Raw genomic sequence first — 17,697 nt, 5'->3', positions numbered from 1 at the left:
ACTGCTGGCGATGGCCCGAGGCACGGTGACGCGGGGCTGGCTGGGCCTGCACCACGTGGAGACCGCAGCGGCCGCGCGCCGCCGTGGGCTCGCCCGCGCCGCGGTCGGCGCGCTGGCCCGCTGGGGTGAGGCACATGGCGCCCGCCATGCCTACCTGCAGGTGCAGGACGACAACGCGGGCGCTATCGCACTCTACGAATCACTGGGCTTCAAGACACAGCACTCCTACGCCCGCTACGTGGAGAACGGGCGGTAGCGGTCGCGTGGCGTGGGCCGGAGGCTGGCCTCCACGGCTTCGACGGCAGCAAGTGTTTCGCTGAGTTCGGCGCGCTCGGCTTGGGATAAGGTGAGCGCGCGGGCCCGTGCCAGGGCATCGCGGGCGGCGCCGGTGTCCTCGGCGCGGAGTGCGAGTTCCGCGCGGTAGGCCAGCGCTTGGAGTAGCTCAGCGACCGTGGCGGTGTCCCTGTCCCGTTCCAGGGCCGCATCGAGGATCTGGGCCGCCCGTAGGTGTTCACCGTGGGAGTCGCCCATGACGACCGCCTTTTGCAGGGTTGTCGTGAGCTTGCCGGAGACCGCGTCCCCGCCCTCGGGCCCGGGTTTGGCGGCCACGATCCTGATCGAGTTCCCGCCGGGGTCGATGATGGTGAATCCGGAATGGTCGTCGGCGTTCTTTCGTTTGCGGGGCCGGGTCATCCGGGGAATTCCGGAGACCAGGATTTTGCCGTGGGCCTCGCGCATACCCGCGGCGAACGCCTCGAAGAGCTCACCGGTGTCAGGCACGATTACCAGGCAGGTCCCGTAGGAGTTCGCGGGATCGAAGTCTTCGGGCATACCGAAGAAGTCCAGCTGGAGATCCTCACGTTTGAGCGACACATACGGGTTCGGGCGGACCTGGTAGTAGGTCCGCGTGAAGCCCAGCATGGTGTAGAACTCGGCGATCTCGTCAATGGACCGGCAGGGAAGCAGCGGTACGGTGATCTCGTTGGCCATGGGGCTCCGTTCTGATGAACCTGGGATCGTTGTCTTGGGTCGCCATTGGACGTGCGGTGCGGGTGGCGGGGTCCTCGCCGGCCATGGTGAAGGCGCCCTCTTCCAGGCGGCGGATCAACCGGTGAGTCCATTGGGCGCCTGTGTCGGCGGTGGTCAGCACCCCGACAGCACCTCTCCCGCTGCCCCCACGTGTCCAGATCGGTGTCCGCGGGCAGGTGCGAGGTGATGCTCCTGCGCCACTCGTGCATCGCGCGGGCCCGCTCGCGCGACAACTGCAGGGCTCATTCCCGGGGAAGGTCCTCGTTCAGACCAACAGCGCGCCCAGCTTACCGCAACGTGGGCCCCGCCAGGTTCTCGGCGGGGCCCACGTAGTCGGTCGGCATCAGCGGTGCACGACACCGTCGAACTGTGCCGGTGCCGCGGATGGCTCGGTCGGGAAGATGGCCGGGCAGTGCGAGCCCGGCGGCGGGGCCGCCAACGTGATCAGGTAGCGGTCGGAGGCTTCCTGCACGCACGGGCTGATCCGGTACGCGACGTGCCCCACACCGTCGTAGGTGAGCAGCACTGCGGAACTGCCGATCTGGCCGGCCGCGTTGGCCGCCCACGCCCACGGCGTGGACGGGTCGAACCGGCTGCTGCTCACCAGGATCTTAGGCGCGCCGACGACCTCCAGCTCGTGCTGCGGGTTGCTCAGCTGCGTCGGCCAGTTCTCGCAGCCGGTCATGTCGGTCCAGGCGAGCGTGTTCATCCGGGTGTGCCGCGCGACCTGGGCCAGATCCCGGCGAAGCTGCTCCAGCGCCTGGAACGAGCCGATCGTCAGGTCGAAGTCCTCGCACAGGATCGGGTAGTAGTCGTATATCTCTTCCTGCTGCGGCGCCCGCGTGCCGCTGACGGTTCCCGCGTCCCAGGCCGCGAGTTGCTCCGCGAGCGGGAACCAGAACCGGGCGGGGATGTCCATGGCCTCCAGTGTCGTGTTGATGATGAACTGCGGCGTGATCACGACCGGCGGTGGGCCGGGATCGATGATCTCGCCCCGGTCGGCGCGGGCCAGCAGGTTGTCGAAGAATGCCCGCACGTCACGCCCGTTCAGCGCGCACGGTTTGGTGCGCTCGCACCAGTCGGCGAACTGCTCGAACGACTCCTCCATGGCCTTGGCCGAGGTGGTCTGGTATGGCCTGAGGGCCAGGCTGTGGTCGATGTTGGAGTCGAGCAGCATGGCCCGGATGTTGCCGGGAAACATCTCGGCGTACTGCTGGCCGATCAGTGTGCCGTAGGAGAATCCGGCATACGTGAGATCGCCCTCGCCGAGCGCGGCGCGGATCGCCTCCAGGTCCCGGACCACGCTGGCGGTGTCGACGTGCTCCACCAGCTGGCCGGTGTGCTTGATGCAGTTGGCGCCGAGTTCCTCGTTGGTCTTGCGCAACGCGGTGAACTCGTCGGCGTCGCGTGGGAACTGCAGCGCCTCCTGCTGGTCGATCAGTGCCGAGTCGCACGTCACCCCGCGGCTGCGGTTGACGCCCCGCGGGTCGAACCCGACGATGTCGAACCGGGCACGCAGGTTCGCCGACAACGGCGATGGATTCCGGAAGACGAAGTCCACTCCGGAGCCTCCCGGCCCGCCCGGGTTGATCACCAGTGAGCCGATCCGCTGGGCCGGGTCGGTGGCCCGGCTGCGCGCCAGCGCCAGTTCGAATCGTGGACCGAACAGGTTGCCCCAGTCGACCGGCACGCTGATCGTGGCGCAGTCGAAGGTGGGCCGGTCCGGGCACGGTTGCCACGCGATGGGGCCGGCCAACGGAGTGGCCGAGGCCGGCGCGGGCAAGAAGGCGAACGCCCCGATCAGCGCCAATACGCCGCTGACGAACATTCTCGGTTTTCTTCGCATGTTTCCTCCCCGTCGTGGCCGGGCGTTTCCGGGCCACAGGAGCAACATGCCATTGATCCCCTTGCGGGCCAACGGTTTCAGCTCCGGCTAAAAGCCACCGGTGCGGACCAGGCCGCTCTCGTAGGCATAGACCACCGCCTGCACCCGGTCGCGCAGCCCGAGCTTGGCCAGGATCCGGCTGACGTGCGTCTTGACCGTGCCCTCGGACAGGTAGAGCCGCGCCGCGATCTCCGCATTGGACAGTCCGCGCGCGATGAGGCCGAGCACCTCGCGCTCCCGCTCGGTGAGCGTGGTCAGCCGGGGATCGGGTCCGGACGGGCCCGTGCCCACGTGACGCTCCAGCAGCCGCCGGGTCACGCTGGGCGCCACGATCGCGTCGCCGCGCGACACCGCGCGGATGGCCGACAGCAGATCGGGCGCGAGCGTGTCCTTGAGCAGGAAGCCGCTCGCCCCCGCCCGCAGCGCCGCGTAAACATATTCGTCGAGATCGAACGTGGTCAGCACGAGCACCCGCGTCGCGAGCCCCAGCGCGACGATGCGGCGTGTGGCCTCGACCCCGTCCATCATGGGCATCCGCACGTCCATCAGCACGACGTCGGGCTCGTGTTCACGGACCTGCGCAACCGCGGCGCCCCCGTCCCCGGCCTCGCCCACGACCGCCATGTCACCGGCATTCTGCAGGATCATGCGGAAACCCGTGCGCACCAAGGCCTGGTCGTCGGTGATGAGGACGCGAATCATGTCAGCGGGAGCCTCGCGTCCACCGCGAACCCGCCCTCGGCCGTCGGACCGGCCGTGACCTCCCCGCCCAGCAGCGCCGCCCGCTCCCGCATGCCGCGCAGCCCCGCTCCCCCGTCGTCGCTGACCCGCAGGCGCAACTCCCGATCTGTATAGGTGATGTGGACGCGTGCCTGGGCTCCCGGCCCGGCGTGCTTCATGGTGTTGGTCAAGGCTTCTTGGATGATGCGGTACCCAGAGAGGTCCACAGTGGACGGCAGGGCACCCGCCCGCCCCTCCACCACGACCTCCACCGGCACGCCCGCATCGGTGACGTGCGCCGCGAGGCGGCGCACGTCGGCCAGCCCGGGTTGCGGCTCCCGCGCCACCGCACCCAGCACGTGCCGCATGTCCGCCAGCGACTTGCGTCCGGTTTGGACGATCGCCTCCAGCGCGGCGCGCGTGTCGGCGGGCCGGTTGTCCAGTGCCGCCGCCCCACCCTGGGCCTGCACGACCATGACCGAAAGCCCGTGCGCCACAACGTCATGCAGCTCTCGGCTGATCCGCGCCCGCTCGGCGGCCGTGGCCAGCTCGGCCTGCCGGTCGCGCTCGCGCTCCAGATATCGGCGCCGCCCACGGGCGCTCGACCCCACGGCCCACGCGGCCACGAGCATCGAGCCGAGCACGGATATCCCGCCCGTGATGTTGAACGTGGTCGCCTGCTTCTCGATGAGCAGGATGCCCGGGGGGTTCGGCCTCGGGGGCGGCTCGACGATCGGTGCGACGGACACCTGGCGCTCCCATGCGAAATCGCGGTCTGCCGTCTGCACCACGCTCAACACCGCGCCCAGGGGCAGCAGGATGGCGAGGCACGACAGCGACACGGCCCGGCGGTAGCGGTCGGCGACCGTGTAGAGCAGGATCGGCGTGGCCAGATCCACGATCACGAAGGGTGCATCCGACGTCAGGTGAATGCCGGCGGCGACCGCGCACAGGGCGAGCATCGGTAGCGGCGCGACCCGGCGCAGCGCGACCCCGACGCCCGCCATGAACGTCGCGGCCCACCACATCGCGGGCGTCCTGGGATCATCGAGCAGGGCGCAGCTGACCACGAGCACCGACGCCAGTCCGACGTCCTGCACCCACGGTCTGCGCCACATAGGTCGCGAGCCTACCCACCGGAGACGCTCACCGGATCTGTCTAAAGTCAGATGTGCGAGCCGACTGAAGACGGATGTGCGGGCATCAATCGGCCGCGCAGGATCGGTCGCATGAAAAAGCTCATGGTGCTCGGCTTGACGGCTGCCCTGCTCGCAGGGTTCGCCACGCCCGCAACCGCCGCGCCTTCTTCTCCCGCCCCCCTTGCGGCGGCGATCAGATGGCACGACTGCCCGCAATACTCCGACGAGGTGCTGAGGTTCATGTTCCCCACCGACCGCATCCCGGCGTTCCGGGAGCTGTGGGCGCGCACGGAGTGCGGCACGATCCAGGTGCCGCTGGACTACCGCAACCCCAAGGGGCGCCAGATCACCGTCGCGCTCAACCGGGTGCGTGCCACCGACCAGGCACGCAGGATCGGCAGCATGGGGTTCAACCCGGGCGGCCCCGGCGGCAGCGGCTATCTGATGCCGATCAACATCCTGTTCAACCCCGATATGGCCCGGCTCAACGAGCGCTACGACCTGATCGGGTTCGACCCGCGCGGCGTCGGCTACAGCTCCAAGATGAACTGTGCGCCGCCCGGCCCGTTCCCCGAGCCGCAGCCGGGCCCGCTGACCGAGCAGGAGGCTCGTCAGATCTACGCCGCCGAGGTGGCGTTCAACCAGGCCTGCGGCAACACCGATCCGGCCTTCATCTCCCAGCTGACCACGGTCAGCGTGGCCCGCGACCTCGACCGGATCCGGGCCGGGCTGGGCGAGCGCAAGCTCAGCTTCTTCGGCGTCTCGTGGGGCACGTGGCTCGGCGTCGTGTTCCGCAACCTGTTCCCCGAGCGGGTCGGCCGAATGTGGCTGGACAGCACGGCCATCCCCGGCCACCGGTTCGACCGGTTCCTCAACGAGCGCACCGCTGCGGCCGAGCGTAACGCGTCGCGCTTCGCCACGTGGCTGGCCGGATTCCACGCCGAGTACGGCTTCGGCACCACCCGCGAGCAGGTCGAGTCGGCTCTGCTCGGGCTGCAACGGGACTTCGACGCCAACCCGAGAAGGTTCACCGATCTCGACTTCGTCTTCGACGCCGAGTTCATCGCTCTGGCCAGTGGGCAAGACTCACCGACGTGGCCGCTGGCCGCGCAGGTGCTCAAGGAGATCCGCGACGCGATCGGGCCGCTGGCCCCGCCCACGGTGAAGGAGGTCCTGTCGGGTGGACCGGGCGGCCCACCGCCTGCGGGGCTGCCGGACCGGTTCAACCAGACCATGGGAACGGCCGTCTTCTGCAACGAGGACACGGGGCCGCGCAACGATTTCGCGGCGGCGTGGGCGGCATATCAGCGCCGGCTCGCCGACAACCCGCTGATCGGTGCCGCGATGGTGCCCTTCACCGCCAACTGCACGGGCTGGCCGCACGAGCCACAACCGGTCCACTTGCGACGGTCGAACGCCTCGGTGGTCCTGTCAGGGCACCTGCATGAGGCGCCGTCGCCCTACCAGTGGACGTGGGAGACGCAGCTGCGCGTCGGCGGTTCGGTGCTCACGGTCGACGACGACGTGCACGGCTCGGTGCCGTTCGCGCCCGGGTGCGTAGCGAAGCTGCTGGCATACTTCGACACCGGCCGCGCGAAGACGCACGACCGGTGCGAGGGAATCCCCACGCCCACCGCCACAGCGCCGCCGTCGGCCTCCGGACGAAGCGATCCTGGAGCCACGCTCTTCCGGCTCCAGGATCGGGAGGGAAGAGGCCGACTTTAGGGCGGCGCTGCCCCGCGGCTTGCCTTGGCAGGAGCAAAGAAGGCACAGCTCAGACGCGCTTGGGCACGACCTTCTTGCGCTCGGCGAACGCCTTGAGCTGGCGCGCCCGGTAATCCGCGGCAAGCGCGACCAACACGATGTAACCGAGGGCGGTGCCGCCGATGGCGATGCCGCCCCAGGTCCACACCTGGGCGAAGAAGGCACCGGCCCCGTTGGCGAACGGCGACTCGCCGACCGTCAACGGGCCGATGAAGACGCTCAGCAGGCAGGCGGCCAATGCCGACACGCCGAGGTCGAACCCGACCCGGTTGAACGGGCGCACGCGGCCCCAATAGATTGTCACGCCCATGAAGACCAGGCCGAGCACACCGATGATGATGAAGCCCGCGAGCGCCTTGCGGTCCTCGAGCGCCTGACTGTTCTCCGCCTTCAGCGATTTGGCGATCCACCGGCCGGCGACGTTGATCGCGAACAGGACGCCGACGAGAATGGCGACCTCGCGCCACCTGACCAGCAGCTCCCGCCACCTGAGTGCCATCAATTCCTCCCACGACACGTTACGCGTGGCTCAGCATCGTACCGCCAGGAGAACTTCTCCCGCCTCACCTCTTTGCCGCCTTTTTCAAAGATCCGCCAGGCGTCCTGGCGGAAGCCCTGCGAGCCGGGACGGGCGATGCAGTCGGACCCGCTGGATTGGATCTCCTCGGGCTCGGTGAAGTCGCGCTTGGCGCTCCACTCGGTGCGGATCTTGTCGTAGACCTTGGTCGACCACATGCTCACGGTGATCGAGTCGTCGGTGTACGAGGTGTCGATGAGCACGCCGTGCTGGGTGTCGTTGCGGAACTTCAAGTCCAGCTCGGGATAGAAGATCGTGGCTTCGATCACCGAAGGATAGCTGGAGAAGTAGAGGGTGTGCGGCTGGTGCTCCACGTCCTCCATGCCCGCGTAGTAGGCCGCGTTGAACAGGGTCGTGGTGAACTGCGACATGCCGCCGCCCACGCCCGGCACGAGCTTGCCGTTCATGATGATCGGGGCGTCCTTGTAGCCCTGCTCGTATCCGCGCGGACCGGTGAAACCGTTGAGCGAGAACGTCTCGCCGGGCTTGACGATCGCGCCGTCGACCTTCTTCGCACCCGTGATGATGTTGATACTGCGCCCGGAGTCCAGGCCGCCGCTGAAGTACGTGGTGAACGTGGACACCTGTTCCCTGATGCCCAGCGCCTCCAGCTCCGCGGTGGTCGTCTCCGGCTCGACCTGCTTGAGGGCCGCCCGCACCGCGCGCTCGGCGCCGGGCGCCTTGGGCAGCACCGGCATCAGGTCGGCCGCGAGTTTGGCCGTGTCCACGAGCGTGCCACCGGAGCTCGCGACGATCTGTCCATCCCCGACGGTCGCGCTCTGCGGGGTGATCTCCACCCGGGCGAGCTCGGGCTGCATCGCGTTGCGCAGCGCGGTTTCGTCCACATGCGGGTTGAGCTTGCCGAACTCATCGGAGTCGATGACCAGGCTCGCGGCGATACTTTCCGGGCCGGCGGTCAGCGGGCCCTGATCGGTGTCGATGGCGACGCCCGCCGCGACCGCGGGCCGGGCCAGCTCGGCGAGCATGCGATCGACGTCGGCGGGGGTGCTGGCCGGGACGACATCGACGATCGGGACCACGGTTTCCGGCTCGCGCAGCCACGACCTGGTCACGGCAGCTGTGGTCGTCGAAATTTCCAGGCCTTTCCCCGGTACCGGATAAACGGGTTGAGGGGTCAGGCCGTCGAAGCGGATGGCCGGCATGGTTGCCGGAGCACCGACCGCGTCTGCCGCCGGTTTCAGGGCCGCGACAAGGAGTTTGCCGTCGGCATTGACCACCGGCTCGACCTGGTCCCGGCCCAGCAGGGCGAGCAGCCGGTTGTGCCGCGCGGCCCGCTCGACCGTCGCATCGACGTCAAGGGATAGCCCGACGTCGGCCGGGTTGAGATCGACCGGCCGATCCTGGACCTTCACGTGGACGGGCTGGTCGATCCGGTCGGCGAGCCCGGCGTTGAGCGCGGCCCGGGCGTCGTCCCGGCTCATCCCGCCGATCGTGATGCCCAGCACGCTGACGCCGCGCGGGATGTCCGGCGCAGCGGAGTACGCCGTGACCACACCGCCCAGGACGAGCACGAGCGCGGTCGAAATTCCGGCGATCAACCACCCCCGGCTGCGTGTAAGCGAAGCCGTGCTCTTGGCCGGCTGAGGGCGGTCGCGGAGCGGCCCGGCCGCAGCCGCAGCCGCTGACGCTGACGCTGACGCTGACGCTGCGGGAGATTCTGGTTGCTTATCCATAGCCTTTTTCCGAGGGAGTGCCGTTTGCACTGACAAACCCGGACCAGGCTAATGCGATATGCCCGACACGCCCATTTTATGTGTGTTCGGTCTCATGATCGGCATAAGGAAGCCGAAGGCGCCCGCGGCAAACGCGCCCAGGCCCGTCCACGAGTTGGCCAGCTGATCGCCCTCGGACGTGGGCGCGATCGCGAGCAGCATGATGACTGTCCACGGCACGGCGGGCAGGAGCCATGCCCAGCCACGCTCCACAGTGGACACAGCGAACCACGCCAGGAACACGTTGCCGATCAGCGCCGCGGGCACGGCGATGAACCACGGCCCCGGCGTCGAGACCGCCTCAAGCAGCGCGAGCCCGACCGCCATGGCGATCGCGATCGCCCCGCCGGCGACGCGCAGCACGACATCAAAGCCCTGCAAACAGATCATCTTCCCAGCCGTAGGGGCCCTTGGCCGGGCCGCGCTCCCCGCGGGCGAGGGTGTAGTGCTCGACGCCCATGAATTCCTGGCCGAAGTTGCCCGCGATCGAGTACAGCCACGAGTTCGCCGGGATCTGCGTGGCATGCGCGCGCAGCGCGGCCATCTTGGCGTCGTGATAATCGGACCCGTCGATGCTCGCGGCGATCTGCTCGTCGGGCGTGCCGAACGGGAACTGATCGACGTCGGTGATCCCCTCGAACGGGTTGTGCTCCGACTCGGCGAACGCCTCGATCCCGGCCTTCAGCACGGAAAGCGGCATGGCCGTCCAGTAGATCTTGCTAGGCGCGGCGTCGCCCGCCAGCTCGGCCGCGCGCATGGCGACCCGATGCGCCTGGATGTGGTCCGGGTGGCCGTAGAAGCCGTTCGGGTCGTAGGTGACCAACACCTGGGGCCTGGTTTCCTTCATAACCTCGATGAGGTACCCGGCCGCCTCGTCAAGATCGGCACGCCAGAAGCACCGGGGATGGTCGTTGGCCGGGGTGCCCATCATGCCCGAATCGCGATAGCGGCCCGCCCCGCCCAGAAACCGATGATCGGTCACGCCCAGCGCGGCGCATGCCTCGCGCAGCTCCACCAGGCGGTAGCCGCCCAGCTGGTCCGCCTGGGCCGCCTCCAGCCGCGCCAGCTCGGGCACATGGATCTCGCCCTCTTCGCCCAGCGTGCAGGTCACGAGCGTCACACGGGCCCCGGTGGCCACGTAGTGGGCCATCGTCGCGCCGGTCCCGATTGATTCGTCGTCGGGATGGGCATGCACAAACATGATGCTTCTCGCCAGACCATCAGCCATGACAGGGACTCTATCTTTCCAGGAGCGGGAGGCCATGAACCACTCATTGGCCACGGCCACGCGCGCAAAAGCACGGCGTGGCCTGAACGGAGTTCCAGAGGTTCCGCAGCCGGAAGGGGGGCCGCGCCGATACCATTCGGCCATGGGGGCAGAGGTCACCGTCAGCCGTGATGGCCTGTGCGTGCTGCACTTGCGCGACGGCGTGCTGCGCGCTTGCGACGTGCCCAGCGGGCAGGTGCGCGAGCTCGGCGTGGGCGTGACCGACTACGCCGTCGACCGGACCGGCAGCATGATCGTGTGGCAGTCGGACGGGGAGGTGTTCACCGAAGCAGCCGGCCGCGTGCCCACGATCGGCCCGGCACAGTCGGCTCGGCCCGATCCGAGCGGGCGCCGCATCGCATACCTGACCGAAAACACCCTCCGGGTCATCCGCGAGGACGGGGCCGACGTGCTGCTCGCAGGCGAGCAGGACGGGATCGTCTGGGGCATGCCCGACGAGGCGTGCGGCTACTTCGGGCGCGAGGAAGGATGGTGGTGGGCTCCCGATGGGGAGACCATCCTCGCCACGCGCCTGCAGGGCGACCAGGTCTCGCTGCACCTGCTCGACTTGGACGGGGGCTGGGTCGACGTCCACTGGGATCGCGAGATCTACCCCTATCTGGGGATCGTGCGCTGGGTCGATGGAAGCCCGCTCATCACGGTGCTGCGGCGGTCTCAGTCGCACGGGCTCGTGCTCGCGATAGACCGGCGGACGGGCGAGACGCAGGTCCACGCCGAGCTGGCCGACCCGCGCTGGGTCAACCCGGTGCTCGGCACGCCCAGACACCTGGCCGATGGGCGAGTCTTGGTCGGTGGGGAGATCGCGCACGATGGATACGACGCGCGCTGCCTGTTCGCGGATGGGACATTGCTCACACCGCCCGGGTTGTATGTCCGGCGCGTTGTCGGGCGGCTCGGGCCGCGCGCCGCCGGGGGCGAGCTCGGCGAGCTACTGATCGAGGCGAGCGAGGGCGAACCGGCCGAGCAACACCTGTACAGGGTGCGTGGCGCGTCCAGCGGGGCCATGGCGGTACACCGGTTGACCACGACGCCCGGCTGGCACACGGCCGAATGCGCCGGCGACACCATCGTCACCGGGTCACGGTCGTTCACGCAGCAGGGCACGCAGTGGGTGGTCACGTACGCGGGCAAGTTCGCGGCCATGCTCAGCGACTACACGCCCGCGCCCGCCCCGCACTCCGGCGTCGACCGGGTCACCGATCGCAAGCTGCCCACGGCCGTGCTCTATCCGGCCGGGCATGTGTTCGGCCGGCGCCTGCCGGTGATCCTGCTGCAGCCGCGAACCCCTACGGCACAACAGATCCGGGCCGACTATGCCGCCTTCGAGGAGGCCAGGAGGTGGACCGAGGCCGGCTACGCGGTGGCTCTCATCGATGGGAGGGGGACCGTGGGCGTCTCGCCGAGCTTCGAGAAGGTCACCCACCGGCGCCTGGCCGACCTCGCCGTGGCCGACCAGGTCGACGCGCTGCGGGCCATCGCCGACAAACACTCCGATTTGGACCTGACCCACGTGACGGCGGTCGGGTCGGGCTACGGCGGCTGGCTCGCGGCCATGCTCGCCTCCCGCCGGCCCGAAGCCGTGCAGCGGGCCATCGCGATCGACCCGTGGGACTGGGCGCAGACGCCCGTGCCGCTCGCGGAGCGATACCTGGGGCCGCGCGACATCGAGAGCGAGGTCTACGCGCGGCACGAGCTCGGAGAGCTGCCGCCGTCGGTGCTCGTGCTTCCCGGGCCGGATCACCAAGCGGCGCTTGGCTTTTTGCACTGAGTTCACGTGCGGGACGGTTGGCTGGGCCAGAACGCGGCATAGAACCTGCAGCATCAAGGGATCTCGATGCCGTGCGCCTCGCATCCCCAGTTGTAGGAACAGATAACGGTGAGATCGTGGCGATGGGAACCGCCTGCCGCGCCGAGACTCCGGCCGCCGGCTGGGATGCGGCGTCAGCGCGGACCGAGGCGGCCGCGGGCGAGGCAAGCGCGAGAATGGGCGCGCCGCACGACACGGCACCGGCAACCCCAGCCGCGTCGATCATGAACTTATTGCCACGACACGCCGACGAGCATGCACTCAAGTTCATGATCGACGCGAAGAGGGGGCTGGGTTAGACGCGTTTTTTTAGTCTGTACAAGGAAAGTGGGGCGAAGACTGCCATGATGCCGATGGCCCACAGGATGGAGTAGAGGGCGGGCTGGGCGACGGGGCCGCCGATGAGCAGGCCGCGCACGGCGTCGGACAGTTGCGAGACCGGGTTGGCCTTGACCACCGCCTGCAGCCAGCCCGGCATGGTGTCGGTGCGCACGAAGACGTTGCTGACGAACGTGATCGGGAACAGCGCGGTGTATCCCAGGATCTGCACCTTCTCCGGATCGCGCGCGGTCACGCCGACAAGCACCGAAATCCACGAGAACGCGAGCGCGAAGAACAGGATGAGCACAGTGGCGACCGCCAGGCCCACGATGCCCGTGCCGAGCCGGAATCCGAGCAGGTATCCGACCCCGAGCAGCAGCGCGATCGACCACGCCTGCTTGAGCAGGTCGGCAGCGATCCGCCCGGCGAGCGGGGCCCACCGCGCGATCGGCAGCGAGCGAAGCCGGTCGAACACGCCCTTGGTCAGATCGGTGTTGAGACCCATCCCGACATACATCGTCACGAAGATCATGTTCATCACAATGATCCCGGGCAGGGCGAACCTCAGATAACCGCTCGTCGAACCCTCGATCGCACCGCCGAAGACATAGGTGAACAGCAGCACGAACATGATGGGCTGGAAGCTGAAGTCGCCGAGCTCGAAGGGGTTGTGCCGGATCTGCACGAGCGTGCGCCAGGCGATGGTGAGCGTCTGCTGCAGCCCTTCCCACGGGCCGACCCGCGGGCGCACCTCATTGACGGTCGTCATCGGACTCCTCCTCGATCGGCTGGCCGGTCAGCGACAGGAACACCTCGTTGAGGCTCGCGCTGCGCAGCCCCAGCTCGGTCACCTCGATGCCGTCTTGCGCCAGGCGTTGGTACAGCAGGGGCAGCACGCCGGGGTCGGCCACGGGCGCGCTCACCAGCTGCCCGTCGACCTCCGGCTCGACCCGTGCCAGCTCCGACAACGCGGCCACGACCGTGGGCACGTGGACCGGATCGACCGGCCGCACGGCCAGCGTCTGCGCCGCCGTTTTGGCCTTCAGCTCATCGGGCGTGCCCATCGCGATCACCCGGCCGTGGTCGATCACCACGATGTCGTCGGCGAGCGCGTCGGCCTCGTCCAGGTATTGCGTCGTCAACAAAACCGTCATGCCACCCGAGACCATGCCGCGGATGAGCTCCCACGCCTCCATCCGCGCCCGCGGGTCCAAACCCGTTGTCGGCTCGTCCAAATACAGCAGCCGCGGCCGCCCGACCAGCGACGCGGCCAGGTCGAGCCGCCGTCGCATGCCGCCCGAGTATGTCTTGGCCGCGCGTTCCCCGGCATCGTCCAATTTGAACGACCCGAGCAGCTCGCGCGCCCTTGCCTTCGCGTCCGCCTTGGGCATCCCGAGCAGGCGCCCCACGAACACCAGATTTTCCAAGCCGGTGAGGTTTTCGTCGACCGAGGCAAACTGTCCGGTGAGGCCGATCAGTTGGCGCACCTGGTGCGCCTGCGTCATGATGTCGTATCCGCCGATCGTCGCCCTGCCGCTGTCGGGCTGCAGCAGCGTGGCCAGAATCCGCACGATGGTGGTCTTGCCGGCCCCGTTCGGCCCGAGCAGGCCCAGGACCGTCCCGTTGCGCACCGACAGGTCCACCCCCGCCAGCGCTGTCGTCTCCCCGAAGCGTTTGACCAGACCTTCAGCCTGGATGACATCGCTCATTCTCGAAAAGTATCACTGTTCGGGAAAGTGGCATGCGACGTTTCCCGCCGTCAGCACCGGTTCCTGTGTGGCGCAAACTTCTTTGGCTTTCCAGCATCTGGTACGAAATCGGCACCCGCTGGGCGGGTTGAGCGGCGTGGGGACGTCACCCTCGAGCCGGATGCGCCCAGCCGATCCGGGCACGGCCGACAGCAACGCCCGCGTGTAAGGGTGCGCGGGGGCGCCGTAGATCTGCTCACGCGTGCCGAGCTCCACCAGCTTGCCCAGATACATGACCCCGACACGCGTGCAGAAATGCCGCACGATCGAAAGGTCGTGCGCGATGAACACGAACGCCAGCCCCATCTCCCGCTGCAGCTCCCGCAGGAGGTTGACGACCTGCGCCTGGATCGACACGTCCAATGCGGACACCGGTTCGTCGGCCACGATGAGCCGGGGCCGCAGCGCGAGCGCCCGCGCGACGCCGATCCGTTGCCGCTGCCCACCCGAGAACTCGTGCGGAAAGCGATTGTAGTGCTCCGGATTCAGGCCCACCAGCTCAAGCAGCTCCTGCACGCGCCGCTTGACTCCGCCCGGCGGCTTGACGCCGTTGACAATCATGGGCATCGCGACGATGTCGCCGACCGTGTGCCGCGGGTTGAGCGACGAGTACGGGTCCTGGAAGATGATCTGGATGTCCTGCCGGTCCTTTTTGGACCGCCGACGGGTGATGTCGCGCCCGTCGAACGCGATCGACCCGGCGGTCGGCTCGATCAGACCGACCAGCATGCGCCCGAGCGTGGTCTTGCCGCAGCCGGACTCGCCGACCAGGCCCACCGCCTCACCCGGGCCGACCGACAGCGACAGATCGTCGACCGCGCGGACCTTCCCACCCCGCACGGGGAAGTGTTTGACCAGACCGTTCACCTCAAGCACAGCCGACATTGATCCATAATGCGGCAGGCACGGCCCCTGCAAAAGGGTCTAGGGTCTACTGACATGGGCCACTTCGACGCCGCGCAGGCGGCCGTGTCCGCCGCGCTTGACGCCGGTGCTCGTTACGCCGACGCACGCGTCATGCACAAGCGATACGAGTCAATGAGCGCACGCAACGGTGACATCGAGGATCTCGTCTCGGACGAGTCGGCGGGGCTCGGTGTCCGGGCACTCGTCGGATCGAGCTGGGGCTTTTTCGCCGTACCGGATATGGAAAGGGTGACCGAAGCGGGGCATCGCGCCGCGGAGATCGCTCGGGCGAGCGCTCGCGTCCCTTCGGACCCGATCGACCTCATCCCCGTGCCGGCCCAGACCGCAAGCTGGGCAAGCGAATGCGTGATCGATCCGCTCGCCGTGCCGCTGTCGGACAAGGGCGACCTCCTGGTCCACGCGACCAAGGCGATCCGCGAGCACGGGGCCGATCTCGCCGAGGCGCACTACCAGATCTGGGACACGCGCAAGTGGTTCGTGTCCAGCGAGGGCCATCGCATAGATCAGCACATCCGCGAGTGCGGCGCCGGGATCAGCGCGACCAGCGTGGGCGATGGCGAGACCCAGCGGCGCTCCTATCCGGCCGGGCGGGGGCAGTTCGGCACGCGCGGCTGGGAGCTGGTCAACGAGATCGACCTGATGGCGCACGCCGCGCGCGTCGCCGAGGAGTCGCGGGCGCTGCTGAGCGCGCCGCTGTGCCCGTCCGGCGAGACCGCGCTGATCCTGGGCGGCGAGCAGATGTGCCTGCAGATCCACGAGTCGGTCGGGCACGCCATCGAGCTCGACCGCATCCTGGGCTGGGAGGCCGCGTTCGCCGGCACGTCCTGGCTCGACCTTTCCCGCCTCGGCAACCTCAAATACGGGTCCGAGCTCATGAACATCACCATCGACCCGACGATCCCCGGCGCGCTGGGCAGCTTCGGCTTCGACGACGAGGGCACGCCCGCCGCCAAGCGTTACGCGGTGCGCAACGGCCAGTGGGTGGGCGTGCTGGCGGGCCGCGACTCGGCCGCGCTCGCCGGGCTGGACTACGGCGGCAGCGTGCGCTCCGACGGCTGGTCCCGCCTGCCGATGGTGCGCATGACCAACGTGGGCCTGGAGCCCGGCCCGCACACCCTCGAAGAGATCATCGCGAGCACGGACGACGGCGTGTACATGGAGAACAACCGCTCCTGGTCGATCGATGACCGCCGGCTCAACTTCCAGTTCGGCTGCGAGATCGGCTACGAGGTCAAAAACGGCAAGCTCGGCCGGATGCTGCGCAACCCGACCTACACCGGGATCGGGCCGCGCTTCTGGTCGTCCATGGACATGCTGTCCAGCGAGATCGTCAACTGGGGCACGCCCAACTGCGGCAAGGGCCAGCCCAGCCAGACCGGGCATACCGGCCATCCCGCCGCGCCGGCCCGCTTCCAGCACGTGCGAGTAGGAGTGCGTTCGTGATCGACCAGATCTTCGAGCAGGCCCGCAAGGCCCTGCCCGGTGCGGATATAGAGGTGACGGTCGAGCACAACCGCGCGGCGCTGACCCGCTTCGCCAACTCGTTCATCCACCAGAACGTCGCCGAGGACACGACCACCGTCGGCCTGCGCGTGCACCACGAAGGGCGCACCATCGCGCTGTCGACCACAGCCGACCCGCAGGCGCTCATTGACCGGGCCGCCGCCATCCTCGGCGATGCGCCGCGCGACCCCGGTTGGCCTGGGCTCGCTCCTGCCGCGTCCCTCGCGGGCACCCCGCAGCTGGACCCGACCGACCCCGGGCCCGACGCGCGGGCCGAAGTGGTGCGTGGCTTCGTGGAGGCGGCCGGTGGCCTGTCGACCGCGGGCTACTGCCGCACGGTCCGTTGGGCGGGCTCCTACCGCAACTCGGCCGGGCAGGCGCTCGACGCCACCGCCACGAGCGCCGACATGGACGGCATAGCCCGGCACGACGGCGCCGACGGGGTCGCGCGACGCCACGCCGTGCAACTGTCCGACATCGACGGGGCGGCGCTCGGTGCGCGTGCGGCCGCGTCGGCACGGGCGCAGGGCGATCCCGTGGAGCTGCCGCCGGGCCGGTACGAGGTCGTGCTCCAGCCGGAGGCGGTCGCCGACATCCTGAGCAACTTCTCGTACCACGGCTTCAATGGGAAATATCTCAACGACGGGCGCTGCTTCGCGCATCTCGGCGAGGCCCAGTTCGACCCGGCAGTGAGCATCTACGACGACCCGTTCGCGGGCGTTGGCGGGCGGCCGTTCGACCACGAGGGCACGCCGCGCGGCCACCTGAGCCTGGTCGAGCACGGGGTCACGCGCACGGTGGCATACGACCGGCGCTCGGCCGCCGAGGCGGGCACCGCCTCCACCGGGCACGCGCTCTCGGACGACAACTGGGGCCCGATGGCCGTCAACCTCGCCTTCGCGGGCGGCTCGTCCAGCGCCGAGCAGATGATCAGTGAAATGCGCCGCGGGATTTTGGTGAGTGATTTTTGGTACACCCGCGTGCTCGACCCCCGCACGCTGGTGATCACCGGTCTCACCCGCAACGGGGCCTGGCTGGTCGAGCACGGTGAGATCGTGCGGCCGGTGCGCAATTTCCGCTTCACACAAGGCTATGTGAGCGCGCTCGCGCCGGGCCGGGTGCTCGGCATCGGGGCCGAGGTGACCCCGCTGCCCAACATCAGGCGGGAGCTGCAGAACGTCTCCTGCCCCGCCATGCGCCTCGCGTCGTGGAACTTCACCGGGGGCGCGAGCGGGTGAGACAACGCGCGGGCGTAC

Annotated in this window: 16 protein-coding genes; 5 read left to right on the top strand and 11 right to left on the bottom strand. The window is 68.8% G+C overall.

The genetic code is table 11. The annotated features are described in order from the left end of the window. A partial coding sequence (locus DM816_RS11390) for a GNAT family N-acetyltransferase (RefSeq protein ID WP_162907351.1) occupies positions 1 to 256 on the top strand: 256 nt, incomplete at its 5' end. Here the strand turns inward: DM816_RS11390 and DM816_RS11385 are convergent. The 4 genes from DM816_RS11385 to DM816_RS11370 all read right to left on the bottom strand — a co-directional run bounded on the left by DM816_RS11385 (position 235) and on the right by DM816_RS11370 (position 4,752). Further along, a complete protein-coding gene (locus tag DM816_RS11385) occupies positions 235 to 990 on the bottom strand; it encodes a VOC family protein (protein WP_117210132.1) in 756 nt (251 codons plus the stop codon). The two genes, DM816_RS11390 and DM816_RS11385, sit on opposite strands and share 22 nt — an antisense overlap. A gap of 382 nt (positions 991 to 1,372) precedes the next feature. Further along, positions 1,373 to 2,875, bottom strand: a complete 1,503-nt coding sequence (locus tag DM816_RS11380; protein WP_211588642.1) for an alpha/beta hydrolase — start codon at positions 2,873 to 2,875, stop codon at positions 1,373 to 1,375. Between the two features lie 87 nt (positions 2,876 to 2,962). Continuing rightward, positions 2,963 to 3,616, bottom strand: coding sequence for a response regulator (locus tag DM816_RS11375; RefSeq protein ID WP_117210130.1), 654 nt, complete (start codon positions 3,614 to 3,616; stop codon positions 2,963 to 2,965). Next, the gene (locus DM816_RS11370; protein ID WP_117210129.1) at positions 3,613 to 4,752 is read right to left on the bottom strand and encodes a sensor histidine kinase; all 1,140 of its coding nucleotides are present in this window, start codon (positions 4,750 to 4,752) and stop codon (positions 3,613 to 3,615) included. Before DM816_RS11370 ends, DM816_RS11375 begins: the two co-directional genes overlap by 4 nt. A gap of 111 nt (positions 4,753 to 4,863) precedes the next feature. Between DM816_RS11370 and DM816_RS11365 the strand changes: the two genes are divergently transcribed. Next, positions 4,864 to 6,498, top strand: coding sequence for an alpha/beta fold hydrolase (locus DM816_RS11365; RefSeq protein WP_211588641.1), 1,635 nt, complete (start codon positions 4,864 to 4,866; stop codon positions 6,496 to 6,498). A 49-nt stretch (positions 6,499 to 6,547) separates the two neighbouring features. On the opposite strand, the gene DM816_RS11360 is transcribed toward DM816_RS11365, so the two are convergent. From DM816_RS11360 to mshB, 4 genes are all read right to left on the bottom strand, one after another. Next, positions 6,548 to 7,036 carry a hypothetical protein gene (locus DM816_RS11360; RefSeq protein ID WP_117210128.1) on the bottom strand — a complete coding sequence of 163 codons (489 nt, stop codon included), beginning with the start codon at positions 7,034 to 7,036 and terminating at the stop codon, positions 6,548 to 6,550. Next, on the bottom strand, positions 7,036 to 8,673 hold the full coding sequence (locus tag DM816_RS11355; protein ID WP_246001870.1) for a VanW family protein: 1,638 nt from the start codon (positions 8,671 to 8,673) through the stop codon (positions 7,036 to 7,038). Before DM816_RS11355 ends, DM816_RS11360 begins: the two co-directional genes overlap by 1 nt. A gap of 183 nt (positions 8,674 to 8,856) precedes the next feature. Beyond that, on the bottom strand, positions 8,857 to 9,228 hold the full coding sequence (locus DM816_RS11350) for a hypothetical protein (protein ID WP_117210126.1): 372 nt from the start codon (positions 9,226 to 9,228) through the stop codon (positions 8,857 to 8,859). Next, positions 9,215 to 10,075 carry an N-acetyl-1-D-myo-inositol-2-amino-2-deoxy-alpha-D-glucopyranoside deacetylase gene (gene mshB, locus DM816_RS11345; protein WP_170318804.1) on the bottom strand — a complete coding sequence of 287 codons (861 nt, stop codon included), beginning with the start codon at positions 10,073 to 10,075 and terminating at the stop codon, positions 9,215 to 9,217. Before mshB ends, DM816_RS11350 begins: the two co-directional genes overlap by 14 nt. A gap of 142 nt (positions 10,076 to 10,217) precedes the next feature. On the opposite strand from mshB, the gene DM816_RS11340 reads away from it, so the two are divergent. Then, positions 10,218 to 11,903 (top strand): S9 family peptidase, encoded by a 1,686-nt coding sequence (locus DM816_RS11340; protein ID WP_117210125.1) that lies wholly within the window; start codon positions 10,218 to 10,220, stop codon positions 11,901 to 11,903. Between the two features lie 334 nt (positions 11,904 to 12,237). On the opposite strand, the gene DM816_RS11330 is transcribed toward DM816_RS11340, so the two are convergent. Genes DM816_RS11330 through DM816_RS11320 form a run of 3 tightly spaced genes read right to left on the bottom strand, consistent with a single transcriptional unit; the run spans position 12,238 to position 14,896 of the window. Then, the gene (locus tag DM816_RS11330; protein WP_117210123.1) at positions 12,238 to 13,032 is read right to left on the bottom strand and encodes an ABC transporter permease; all 795 of its coding nucleotides are present in this window, start codon (positions 13,030 to 13,032) and stop codon (positions 12,238 to 12,240) included. Further along, positions 13,016 to 13,972 (bottom strand): ATP-binding cassette domain-containing protein, encoded by a 957-nt coding sequence (locus DM816_RS11325; protein ID WP_117210122.1) that lies wholly within the window; start codon positions 13,970 to 13,972, stop codon positions 13,016 to 13,018. The genes DM816_RS11330 and DM816_RS11325 overlap by 17 nt, the downstream gene beginning before the upstream one ends. A 12-nt stretch (positions 13,973 to 13,984) precedes the next feature. After that, complete coding sequence (locus DM816_RS11320; protein WP_117210121.1) at positions 13,985 to 14,896, bottom strand: ABC transporter ATP-binding protein; 912 nt, start codon at positions 14,894 to 14,896, stop codon at positions 13,985 to 13,987. 54 nt (positions 14,897 to 14,950) lie between these two features. Here DM816_RS11320 and DM816_RS11315 point away from each other — a divergent pair, with 54 nt between their 5' ends. Both DM816_RS11315 and DM816_RS11310 read left to right on the top strand, forming a co-directional pair. Next, the gene (locus DM816_RS11315) at positions 14,951 to 16,381 is read left to right on the top strand and encodes a TldD/PmbA family protein (RefSeq protein WP_117210120.1); all 1,431 of its coding nucleotides are present in this window, start codon (positions 14,951 to 14,953) and stop codon (positions 16,379 to 16,381) included. Then, positions 16,378 to 17,679 carry a TldD/PmbA family protein gene (locus DM816_RS11310; RefSeq protein ID WP_117210119.1) on the top strand — a complete coding sequence of 434 codons (1,302 nt, stop codon included), beginning with the start codon at positions 16,378 to 16,380 and terminating at the stop codon, positions 17,677 to 17,679. The genes DM816_RS11315 and DM816_RS11310 overlap by 4 nt, the downstream gene beginning before the upstream one ends. The last annotated feature ends 18 nt before the right edge of the window (positions 17,680 to 17,697 follow it).

Source organism: Allorhizocola rhizosphaerae (assembly GCF_003426775.1).
In the GTDB taxonomy this organism is placed as follows: domain Bacteria; phylum Actinomycetota; class Actinomycetes; order Mycobacteriales; family Micromonosporaceae; genus Allorhizocola; species Allorhizocola rhizosphaerae.
The sequence above is the reverse complement of the archived record's forward strand: the minus strand, read 5'-3'. Positions and strand labels throughout refer to the sequence as shown.